This window comes from Photobacterium chitinilyticum (assembly GCF_004104355.1).
Classification (GTDB): domain Bacteria; phylum Pseudomonadota; class Gammaproteobacteria; order Enterobacterales; family Vibrionaceae; genus Photobacterium; species Photobacterium chitinilyticum.
Map to the genome: position 1 here is coordinate 58,949 of NZ_RJLM01000015.1, position 12,001 is coordinate 70,949.

The window sequence follows — 12,001 nt, forward strand, 5'->3', positions numbered from 1 at the left end:
ATGACGAAGCCACTTCGAATAGGAATTGTCGCCGGGGAAATCTCCGGCGATATTTTAGGTGCCGGCTTTATTAAAGCCATCAGGCAGCAATACCCGGATGCCGAGTTTGTCGGTATCGCCGGTCCGCGCATGCAGGCCGAAGGGGGGGAAACGCTGTTTGATATGGAAGAGCTGGCAGTGATGGGTATTGTTGAGGTACTTGGTCGCTTACCGCGCCTGTTTAAGGTCAAAGCCGAGCTGGTTAAGTATTTTACCGACAATCCGCCGGATGTTTTTGTCGGCATTGATGCGCCGGATTTTAATCTGCGTCTTGAGTTGGATCTTAAGCAGCGCGGTATCAAGACGGTTCACTATGTCAGCCCGTCGGTGTGGGCGTGGCGTCAGAAACGTATTTTCAAAATTGAAGCCGCGACCAACTTGGTGTTGGCCTTCCTGCCGTTTGAAAAAGCATTTTATGACAAGTTTAGCGTGCCTTGCGAGTTTGTCGGCCATACCATGGCGGATGCAATCCCGTTGCAAACTGATCAGCAGGCTGCCAGGGACTTGCTTAATCTCGATAGCAGCAAACGTTGGCTGGCCGTATTACCCGGAAGCCGAGGCAGCGAGATGGGGATGCTGGCAGCTCCTTTTATCGAGACCTGTAAGTTGTTGCAGCAAAAATACCCGGATCTTGGCTTTGTCGTCGCACTGGTGAACCAGAAGCGGCGCGAGCAGTTCGAGCAAGCCTGGCGGGAAACGGCACCAGATCTCGATTTTGTGCTGGTTGACGATACGGCCCGTAATGTTATGACCGCTGCTGATGCGGTACTGTTGGCATCCGGAACAGTCGCACTTGAGTGTATGTTGGTCAAACGCCCGATGGTTGTAGGCTACAAGGTCAAGCCAATGACGGCATGGTTGGCAAAACGAATGCTCAAAACCAAATATGTGTCGCTGGCAAATATTCTGGCGGATCGCGAGCTGGTGCCAGAATTGCTCCAGGATGACTGTGTACCCGAAAAGTTGTTTGCAGAGGTAGACCGTTTTCTTAGTTCGGATAACAGCGAACTGATGGCTGAATTTTCTCGTCTTCATCAGCTTATCAAGTGTGATGCGGATAAACAGGCAGCAGCGGCTGTCCTGAATTTGATAGATAGATAAATGGCAGTAATTTTAGAACCTTTTGAGTACCCGCAGGCCAATCTAATCGCCGGCGTTGATGAGGTCGGGCGCGGCCCGCTCGTAGGCGCGGTGGTAACGGCAGCAGTGATCCTTGACCCGAATAAACCGATAGAAGGGCTGACTGACTCGAAAAAGCTGAGTGAGAAAAAACGTAACCTTCTGTTTGCCGAAATCAAAGAGAAGGCATTGGCGTGGTCTTTGGGACGTTGTGAACCGGAAGAAATTGATCAGTTGAATATTCTGCAGGCAACGATGGTTGCCATGCAACGTGCAGTCGCGGGGCTGGCAGTTCGGCCTGACTATGTATTGATTGATGGCAATAAAACCCCCGAGTTGCCGATGGCGGCACAGGCGGTGGTAAAAGGGGATTTGCGGGTAGCTGAAATCAGTGCTGCTTCAATTTTGGCCAAGGTAACCCGGGATCGTGAAATGGAAGAGCTGGATGCCCAGTATCCAGGTTATGGATTTGCCAAGCATAAGGGCTACCCGACCAAAGTACACTTTGAGGCGTTGGAGACGCTGGGCGCAATTGACCAGCACCGCAAGAGCTTTAAACCGGTAAAACGCATTCTGGGTATCGACTGATCCCTTGCAGAATGCATCTCTGCCGCTGGCTTAATAGTCACTAGTTTGGACGTTAAGCCACATTCGGTGATGATTGTAGCCCTTTAGGCTATAATCGTTCCTTCGTATCAAGAACACATCAAATCTGGTTAGTAATGGCTGAACCTCGCTTTATTCATCTTCGTGTCCACAGTGATTTCTCAATGGTGGACGGTCTGTCCAAAGTCCCGCCGCTGGTAAAAAAAGCGGCGGCAATGGGTATGCCAGCAATGGCATTGACTGACTTTACCAACCTCTGTGGTTTGGTGAAGTTCTATTTTGCCTCTCATGGTGCCGGGGTGAAGCCGATCATCGGGGCTGACTTCAAGGTCCAGTCGGAAGAAATGGGCGAGGAGCTGACCGATCTGACGGTACTGGCCGCGGATAATGATGGCTACCAGAATCTGACCATGTTGATATCCAAAGCTTACCAGCGAGGTCATGTTCAACACTTGCCTGTAATGGATAAAGAGTGGCTGGTCGAGCATAAGAAAGGTTTGATTTTGCTCTCAGGCGGTAAAAGTGGTGATGTGGGCAAGGCATTGCTCAAAGGCAACCAACAGTTGGTTGAGCGCTGTGTCGAGTTTTATCATACTCACTTTCCTGCTAGCTATTATCTTGAATTGGTCCGTACCGGGCGCGCAGATGAAGATGCCTACCTCCACTTTGCGGTTGAATTGGCTGAACAGGCAGAGTTGCCGGTGGTCGCAACCAATGATGTGAGGCTGATTTCTGCTGATCAGTTTGATGCTCATGAGATCCGGGTTGCGATCCATGACGGTTACACTATTGTGGATCCTAATCGCCCCAAACTGTACAGCGATCAGCAATATTTGCGAACAGAAGAGGAAATGTGCGATCTGTTCTCGGACATTCCTGAAGCGCTGGAAAATAGTGTCGAAATAGCTAAACGCTGTAATGTTACCGTACGTCTGGGCGAATATTTCTTGCCGAACTTCCCGACTGGGGAGATGACTATCGAAGACTTCCTGGTTAAGGAGTCTGAAAAGGGCTTAGAGCGTCGATTGGCTTTTCTATTCCCAGATGAAGAAGAACGTGCAAAGCGTCGTCCAGAATACGATGAGCGTTTAGACATTGAACTTAAAGTTATCAATCAGATGGGATTCCCTGGCTACTTCCTGATTGTTATGGAGTTCATCCAGTGGTCGAAGGACAATGACGTGCCAGTCGGCCCCGGCCGAGGCTCAGGTGCAGGCTCCCTGGTGGCCTACGCCCTCGACATTACCGATTTGGATCCGCTGGAGTTTGATCTTCTGTTCGAACGATTCCTAAACCCCGAACGTGTTTCCATGCCCGATTTTGATATCGACTTCTGTATGGATAAGCGGGATTTGGTTATCGATCACGTGGCGGAAATGTACGGCCGTGATGCGGTATCCCAGATCATCACCTTTGGTACGATGGCGGCGAAAGCGGTTATCCGCGACGTTGGCCGGGTGTTGGGGCATCCGTATGGCTTTGTTGACCGAATTTCCAAACTGGTGCCTGCTGAGCCGGGGATGACACTGGCTAAGGCGTTTGATGCTGAACCGCAGCTTGGTCAGGTCTATGAGGCGGATGAGGAAGTTAAAGCGCTTATCGATATGTGTCGTATTCTTGAAGGTGTGACGCGAAATGCCGGTAAGCACGCTGGTGGTGTGGTTATCTCGCCAACGACCATTACCGATTTTGCTCCGCTGTATTGCGATGCAGAAGGGGGTAATCCGGTCACCCAGTTCGACAAGAATGATGTAGAAACTGCCGGCTTGGTTAAGTTTGACTTCTTGGGTCTGCGAACTCTGACCATTATCGACTGGGCGCTGGGGATGATTAACCCTCGTCGTGAAGCAAGAGGTGAAGAGCCTGTTAATATTGCGGCGATTCCGATGGACGATGCCAAGTCGTTCGCGATGCTGCAGCGTTCAGAGTCTACTGCGGTATTCCAGCTTGAATCCCGCGGAATGAAAGACCTGATCAAGCGACTACAGCCAGACAGCTTCGAAGATATGATCGCACTGGTTGCCTTGTTCCGCCCTGGTCCGCTTCAGTCGGGCATGGTAGATAACTTTATCGACCGTAAGCATGGCCGTGAAGCGGTATCCTATCCGGATGAGAAGTGGCAGCATGAGTCGCTGAAAGAGATCCTCGAGCCAACCTACGGTATTATCCTGTACCAAGAACAGGTTATGCAGATCGCACAGGTCCTATCTGGCTATACCTTGGGTGGGGCGGATATGCTTCGTCGTGCGATGGGTAAGAAAAAGCCGGAAGAGATGGCCAAGCAGCGTGCTACCTTTGAAGATGGGGCAGTGAAGAACGGCGTCGACGGCGAGCTGGCGATGAAGATCTTCGATCTGGTGGAAAAGTTTGCCGGATATGGCTTTAACAAATCCCACTCCGCGGCCTATGCACTGGTGTCGTACCAGACCCTGTGGCTAAAAGCGCACTATCCAGCTGAGTTCATGGCGGCAGTAATGACCGCCGATATGGATAATACCGACAAAATCGTGGGCCTGGTGGATGAATGCCACCGAATGAAAATAAAGCTGTTACCGCCTGATGTGAACAAGGGGCTCTATCGATTTAATGTCGATGAAAATGGCGCAATTGTTTACGGTATCGGTGCGGTGAAAGGGGTGGGTGAAGGCCCGATTGAGAACATTATCGAAGCGCGGGAAAAAGACGGCCACTTTAAGGATCTGTTTGATTTCTGTGCCCGTATCGATACTAAGAAAGTGAACAAGCGGGTACTGGAGAAGCTGATCAAATCTGGGGCAATGGACCGACTCGGACCAAATCGTGCCGCAATGATGGCGACACTGGATGATGCGATCAAAGCGGCTAGCCAGCACCACCAGGCTGAAGCTTTCGGCCAAACCGATATGTTCGGGGTATTGACGGCGGCACCGGAAGAAGTTGAGCATGCATATGCCAATATTCCGGAGTGGCCGGAAAAAATATGGCTGGAAGGGGAGCGTGATACCCTGGGCCTGTACCTGACGGGGCACCCGATCAATACTTATGTGCCTGAGTTGAAGCATTATACGACTTGGCGCCTGAAGGATGCTCATCCGACAGGACGTGACAAAGTGGTGACCGTGGCTGGTCTGGTGATAGCCGCTAGGGTAATGACCACCAAGCGAGGAACCCGCATCGGCCTGATGACACTGGACGACCGCAGCGGTCGGATGGAAGTGATGTTGTTCTCAGAGCCGCTTGAAAAGTATATCGATCTGCTTGAAAAAGATAGAATCGTCGTTGTTTCCGGACAGGTCAGCTTTGATGATTTTAACGGTGGCCTTAAAATGTCGGCCAGAGAAGTGTTGGATATCTCAGAAGCCAGAGAAAAGCACTTGAGAGGACTTGCTATCTCTGTGACTGAGAGGCAAATTGATGAACAGTTTTTTGAACGCTTCAGCCAGATGCTGGAGCCACACCGTGCAGGCACTGTACCGGTGAATGTGTACTATCAGCGCTCGAATGCACGCGCCAAGTTGACCCTCGGGACTGAATGGCGTGTTACCCCAGCAGATCAATTAATTACCGATCTCAAAGTATTGCTGGGTGAAAAGCAAGTAGAGCTTGAGTTTAATTAAATTAGCCCACAGTTATTAAATATACATTACTAATTGTGAGCAAAAGGATTGAAGTGGTATGAGCCTGAACTTCCTTGAGTTTGAACAACCTGTTGCTGAACTGGAAGCAAAAATTGAAGCGCTTCGTGATGTATCACGTCGTGATGAGTCTGCATCGGTTGATTTAGATAAAGAAATTGAACAGCTAGAAAAGAAGAGCCTGGAGTTAACCAAGAAAATTTTTGGTGATCTTGGTGCATGGCAGGTGGCGCAGTTAGCCCGTCACCCACAGCGCCCGTATACCTTTGACTACGCTGAGCATATATTTACAGAGTTTGACGAGTTAGCCGGTGACCGTGCTTTTGCTGACGATAAGGCACTTGTTGGTGGTATTGCCCGTCTTGATGGTCGCCCGGTAATGATTATTGGCCACCAGAAAGGCCGCGAAACTAAAGAAAAGGTATTGCGTAATTTCGGGATGCCAAAACCTGAAGGCTATCGTAAAGCGCTGCGTTTGATGAAAATGGCAGAGCGTTTCAAGATGCCTATTATTACCTTTATCGATACTGCAGGTGCCTACCCTGGTGTTGGCGCAGAAGAGCGCGGCCAGTCGGAAGCGATTGCTACCAACCTAAAAGCAATGGCAGGTTTGACCGTACCGGTTATCTGTAACGTTGTGGGTGAAGGTGGTTCTGGTGGTGCTCTGGCTATCGGCGTGGGCGACTGTGTCAACATGCTGCAGTACTCAACTTACTCGGTTATTTCACCGGAAGGTTGTGCCTCTATCCTATGGCGTGACTCTGATAAGGCTCCTCAGGCTGCAGAAGCGATGGGCATGACGGCTGAGCGTCTGAAAGAGCTTGAGCTGATCGACAATATTATTGAAGAGCCTTTGGGTGGTGCACATCGTGATGTGGTGGCTATGGCCGGAAAACTAAAGGCACAGATATTAGCAACGCTGAACGAGCTGGAAGCACTTGATACAGAAGCGCTACTTGAGCGTCGTTACCAGCGTCTAATGAGCTACGGCTACTGCTAAGCAGACGTAGATCTAAACGCTGAGATAATTGTTATAGAGCGGGTCAACGTAGGTTGGCCCGCTTTTTTTTGTTACTCGTCAATCGTTAGGGGGATTAGAGGGGCATTTGGTATAATGCCAGCAAGTTTACCGGCTTTCGATAAGAGACCTTTCTGATGCTTTACTCCCGATTGGCTGCCAGCCTTCAGGCATACTGTGATACGCCTAGACATTTCGTACTGGCCCTTAGCGGCGGACTGGACTCTCGCGTATTGCTTCGCTTGATGGGACAGTACCTACGCCTCAACCCTCAGCATCGGTGTTTGGCTGTACATGTTCACCACGGCTTAAGCCAGAATGCCGATGAGTGGAGCCAGTGTTGTCTCTACTGGGCGCGTGAAGAGGGAATCGAGTGTCAGGTAGAGCGGGTTAGCTTGGCGCTGGGCAGCAGGGTCAGTGTCGAGCAGCAAGCCAGAGAACGACGTTATCAGGCTTTGAAAAAGCATTTACCGGCGGGGGGGATTCTATTGACGGCCCAGCATGCGGATGATCAGCTTGAGACTGTGCTATTGGCCCTCAAGCGTGGCAGTGGCCCTGCTGGACTGGCGGCAATGGCACAAAGTACGCCATTTGCTGGTGGTGTACATTTTCGCCCCCTGCTGACATCGACCCGTACTGAAATTGAGCATTACGGTCAGCAGCATCAGCTGGAGTGGGTTGAGGATGAGAGTAATCAGGATACTCGCTACGACCGGAATTTTTTGCGTCACGAGGTGACACCGCAGCTTATTCAACGCTGGCCGGGGATCCGCAAGGCCGTAGCGCGAAGTGCTGAGCTTTGCGGCGAGCAAGATGCCTTGCTGCAAGAACTGCTGCACGAGAAACTGCAGCAGGCATTAGAGGCAGATCAGAGCCTATCTGTTGCCTCGTTAGGATCTGAGCGAGTTGGCAAGCAATTGATCCGGCAGTGGCTTGGCTTGTTTAATGTCTTGATGCCGTCCAAGGCCCAGTTGGATCAAATCTGGCAGGCTGTTGTACAAGCCAAAGCCGATGCCAATCCGCAACTGTGCTGGCAGCAGGTACAGGTGAGGCGTTTTCGGCAGCGATTGTATTTGGTACAGCAATGGCCGGATATTCAAGACTGGCAACAAGAGTGCCAATTAGGTCAGCCATGCCGGTTGCCGCAGAACTTAGGCTCTTTGACGTTGCGCCAAGCGCAAGGTGGCCAACTGCGTCTGCCAACACCGGACGAGGTACTATCCGTTCGGTTTGATCCTGAGGCCGTCGAGGTTAAGCCGGTCGGCAGAGTTGGCAAGCGAAAGCTGAAAAAATTATTTCAGGAATATGGGGTACCGAGCTGGAATCGGCGGCGTACCCCCCTAATTTATTATGGTGATCAGCTTGCTGCCGTTGCCGGGTTATTTGTTGTTGAAGCGTTTAGCGGTCAGGACTGTGACCTAGAGTGGCACAATGATGCATCTGATGTGCAATGTTAGGCTAAACAGTGCACAATTCTCAAATACCTCACTTTTACCTTAAACAGGACGCTTAAAGTAAGAGCCGGGTATTTAGATAAAACAAAATTATAAGAGGACCTAATGAAGAAAGTTCTTGCAATTGCAATGTTAGCGACAGTGATGTCTGCCCCTTCAATGGCTGCTGGTGATGCGGCGGCAGGTAAAGCAAAAGCGGCTGTATGCGCGGCATGTCATGGCGCTGATGGTATCGCTATGATACCTAGCTATCCGAATCTAAAAGGCCAGAACGAGCAATACCTTGTTGGTGCTTTAAAGGCTTATAAAAATAAACAGCGCAACGGTGGAATGGCAATGGTCATGCAGCCGCAGGCTTCAATGCTAAGCGATACCGATATTGCCAATGTTGCCGCCTATTTCGCTCAAATGAAGTAACCCATCCGATTCTGCTTTGAATCGTGCAACATGCGCTCAATGTGATAGGGTGAAAATAAACCGCTTTCTGTATATACAGTGAGCGGTTTTTTATATGTCCTAAATGAAGGGGGGCTTTAATAGCGTTGTAACGCAATATTTCCATCTGCCTGTCTACTATTTATCCAGTTGGTTTATCTATGGTTGATAAAAAAACTGGTAGCGATTATTGTACTAGCACGCTGATACACAGAGTGCAGAAATCATGGCAGGAAACAGAGAACATTTTGGGTCAAGAGTTGGATTTATTCTGGCAGCTGCTGGGGCAGCCGTTGGACTCGGGAACATTTGGGGGTTCCCTACCCAAGCTGCCAGTAATGGTGGCGGGGCATTTTTACTAGTCTATTTATTCATGATTCTGGTTGTCGCCTTTCCGATGCTGATCGTGGAGATGGCGATAGGTCGTCATGGCCAGGCAAACCCGATTGATAGCATGCGTAGTCTGTCGCCAAATCCGGTTGCAAAAAAAGCGGGTGCAATGGTTGGCTGGATCGGTCTGGCGGTCCCTTGTCTGGTACTGGCTTTTTATAGCATTGTTGCCGGTTGGTTGATTTCATTTATGTTGGCGGCTGTTACCGACATTATTGGCTTCCAAATGGCTTCTGAATGGCTCAAAGGTTTCTCTGTTTCCCGTAACTTATTCGGTGCGATTATTTTCTACCTACTGACGATTTTGATTGTACAGAGTGGCGTCAAGCAAGGTATTGAAAAATGGTCGACGCGTTTGATGCCAGCTTTGTTTGCGCTGTTTGGTTTAATGTTCTTGTATATCATGACCCAAGACGGTGCGATGGAAGGACTTAAGCACTATCTGATCCCGGATTTCACCAAGATATTTGATCGCCAGCTGCTATTGGCCGCAATGGGACAGGGCTTCTTCTCACTGACCATCGGCGGATGCTCAATGCTGATTTATGGCTCTTACCTAAGCAAGAAAGAAAATTTGCCCCAAATGGCGCTGAGTGTCACATTGGTTGATACTGCCGTCGCTTTTGTGGCCGGCTTGGTGGTACTGCCGGCAATGTATGTGGCGATGAATAAAGGCGTCGCTATTTATGCTGCAGACGGTTCATTGCTAAGTTCGGATACTTTGGTATTTACGGTTCTGCCAATGTTGTTTGATAGCTTGGGATTTGTTGGTCAGCTGCTGGCGTTGGTATTCTTTGTATTGATGACAATCGCGGCACTGACTTCTTCAATCTCGATGCTTGAATGTCCGGTCTCTCTGGTGAGCGAGCGCTTTAAAACTGACCGTAAGCCAACCAGCTGGGTGCTCGGTGGATTGATTGCCATGTTCAGTGTTGTGATTATCTTTAACTTCGGTAGCCTGTTTGGCTTGGTGGCAACGATTGCGACCCAGTACTTTCAGCCTGTTGCTGCATTATTGTTTACTCTATTTGGTGGTTGGGTATGGTCTCGTCACTCTAAACTAAAAGAACTGAGTGCAGGTAGTCCGGATATTGAAAATAGTGTGTTTTGGAAGATCTGGCCGTTATATGTCAAAATTGTCTGCCCAATTTTGGTTGCAACCGTTCTCTATGTTTCGCTCGGTTAATGACTAAGCCTTTAACCTAGTAACGGAAGTATTTGTTTTAAACCGCTCGCTTTACAGCGAGCGGTTTTTCTGTCCGTATTATATTTAGTGTATTAACACTAAATCACCTCTGTTTTTGATATTCATTGTTGGTTAAATAGCTTATAACTGTGTAATTAATGTTGTAGTTAGAATAATTAGTTAGCTGGAATTTATACCTTGCCATCAGTGTTTTTCAAGATCCCTTAAGCCATTTTATGGATGTTATTTACAATAAATATTTATATTATTAGTATTTTGTAGTCGTTAAACGATATATGTTGATTTTTCTCATGTTGGATATTTATATTTCAGAATGCTTTTTAAGTGCGATATCGTGCTTTTTTATTGGCTATTATTGAGTTTATAAGTTAATTTCTCTATTTTTGGCTGGATGGAATGACGTGCTAGTAATCCGTACTTATTTTAATGGCTTGATTTAAATATCTCCTCGGATCTGATCATATAAAATTTTGATATAAGGTACGCCGCCTAATTACTATTACAATGCGAATGCACACATGATGAATCTTGCCGCCGCTTTACAGCGAAATGCTCAATGTAAGCCGAATAAGGTTGCATTGATTTGTGGTGATACCCAATTCACTTATGCCCAGTTTGATCATATTTCCAGCCAAGTTGCTGGTGCCTTGCTAGCGATAGGTATTCAGCCTGGCGATCGTGTGGCTTTAAGTTGTCCAAATCTTCCTTTCTTTCCGTTTATATATTACGGCATTCAAAAAGTCGGCGGAGTGGTTGTTCCTTTAAATGTACTGTTCAAAGAGCGTGAGATTAAATATCACCTTAAAGATTCAGAGGCAAAATTCTTTTTTTGTTTTGAAGGAACATCAGAGCTACCAATGGCTGAGGCCGGAATCGCTGCATTTCGTCAAGTTGAGCAGTGTGAGCATATGGCGGTGATCACCCGTGATCCCCAGCAGTTCTCTTTTGGCGGGATGCCGACACTGAGCGCCTTGATACACAATGCCACACCGGTTAAAGATTATGCTGAACGTCAGGCTGATGATACGGCTGTTATTTTGTATACCTCCGGTACAACAGGTCAACCGAAGGGGGCGATGCTGACTCAGAGCAATATGATGAGCAATGCGATGGTGGCCGGCAATCTGATGGCTGGCAATGGTAATGATGTGCACTTAGCTGTCCTGCCTTTGTTTCACTCTTTTGGCCAGACGGTGCATATGAATACAGCAGTACTTTCTGGAGCGACATTGTTGCTTATTCCGAGGTTTGAACCACTGCATGTTTTGTCACAGATTGAAAAATACCATGCGTCAATTTTTGCCGGGGTGCCGACGATGTATATCGGTATGCTTCATACCACATCAGCCTGTGGCAGTGAGCAAGATTATGACCTATCTTCGTTGAGGTTGGCAATCAGTGGTGGTGCGCCACTTCCTGCAGAGGTGATCAAGTCTTTTGAATCACAGTTCAAAATTCCTATTCTGGAAGGATACGGTTTGTCCGAAACTAGCCCTGTAGCATGTTTTCATCATCTTGATGTAGAGCGCGTTCCGGGTTCGGTCGGGCAGCCTGTGCAGGGCGTTGAGATCTGTATCGTCGATGATCAGGGGATGCCTGTTGAAACAGGCAAAGATGGAGAAGTGACCATTCGTGGTCATAATGTGATGAAGGGATATCTGAACCGCCCTGAGGAAACGGCATCGGTATTGAAAGGTAGCTGGCTGCACACTGGTGATATCGGTCGGTTTGATGAGGCTGGTAACTTATATGTTATTGATCGGATAAAAGATATGATCATCCGTTCGGGCTTTAATGTTTATCCGCGTGAAATCGAAGATGTATTTATGACCCATCCGGATGTCGCTATGGCAGCTGTGGTTGGTATTCCAGACGATATTTACGGTGAGGAGATCAAGGCGTTTATTGTGTTGCGGGAAGGTGATGCAGATAAGGTTCTGGCCGATGAAATAAGCTTGCTGGAATGGGGGAAATCACAATTAGCATCATATAAATATCCGCGTTATATCGAGATCTGCAAACAGTTACCGATGAATGCGACGGGTAAGGTGTTGAAAAAAGATCTCAAGGCCGATCTAGGACGATATGAACGTTAATTCTTTCGAATATTAACGTTTAT

Annotated in this window: 8 protein-coding genes; all 8 read left to right on the forward strand. The window is 48.4% G+C overall.

The features are described 5' to 3' along the window. The 8 genes from lpxB to EDI28_RS22280 all read left to right on the forward strand — a co-directional run bounded on the left by lpxB (position 1) and on the right by EDI28_RS22280 (position 11,978). Positions 1-1,140, forward strand: coding sequence for a lipid-A-disaccharide synthase (lpxB, locus tag EDI28_RS22245; RefSeq protein WP_128786078.1), 1,140 nt, complete (start codon positions 1-3; stop codon positions 1,138-1,140). After that, a complete protein-coding gene (gene rnhB / locus EDI28_RS22250; RefSeq protein WP_128786079.1) occupies positions 1,141-1,746 on the forward strand; it encodes a ribonuclease HII in 606 nt (201 codons plus the stop codon). A gap of 134 nt (positions 1,747-1,880) precedes the next feature. Continuing rightward, entirely contained in the window at positions 1,881-5,360 is a 3,480-nt protein-coding gene (dnaE, locus tag EDI28_RS22255; RefSeq protein ID WP_128786080.1) for a DNA polymerase III subunit alpha, read from the forward strand. Positions 5,361-5,418: 58 nt separating this feature from the next. Further along, positions 5,419-6,378, forward strand: a complete 960-nt coding sequence (gene accA / locus EDI28_RS22260; protein ID WP_128786081.1) for an acetyl-CoA carboxylase carboxyl transferase subunit alpha — start codon at positions 5,419-5,421, stop codon at positions 6,376-6,378. 155 nt (positions 6,379-6,533) lie between these two features. Beyond that, positions 6,534-7,853, forward strand: a complete 1,320-nt coding sequence (gene tilS / locus EDI28_RS22265; RefSeq protein ID WP_128786082.1) for a tRNA lysidine(34) synthetase TilS — start codon at positions 6,534-6,536, stop codon at positions 7,851-7,853. Positions 7,854-7,955: 102 nt separating this feature from the next. Then, entirely contained in the window at positions 7,956-8,267 is a 312-nt protein-coding gene (locus EDI28_RS22270) for a c-type cytochrome (RefSeq protein ID WP_128786083.1), read from the forward strand. A gap of 244 nt (positions 8,268-8,511) precedes the next feature. Beyond that, positions 8,512-9,861 (forward strand): sodium-dependent transporter, encoded by a 1,350-nt coding sequence (locus tag EDI28_RS22275; RefSeq protein WP_128786084.1) that lies wholly within the window; start codon positions 8,512-8,514, stop codon positions 9,859-9,861. Positions 9,862-10,400: 539 nt separating this feature from the next. Then, the gene (locus EDI28_RS22280) at positions 10,401-11,978 is read left to right on the forward strand and encodes a long-chain-fatty-acid--CoA ligase (RefSeq protein WP_128786085.1); all 1,578 of its coding nucleotides are present in this window, start codon (positions 10,401-10,403) and stop codon (positions 11,976-11,978) included. Positions 11,979-12,001 lie beyond the last annotated feature (23 nt).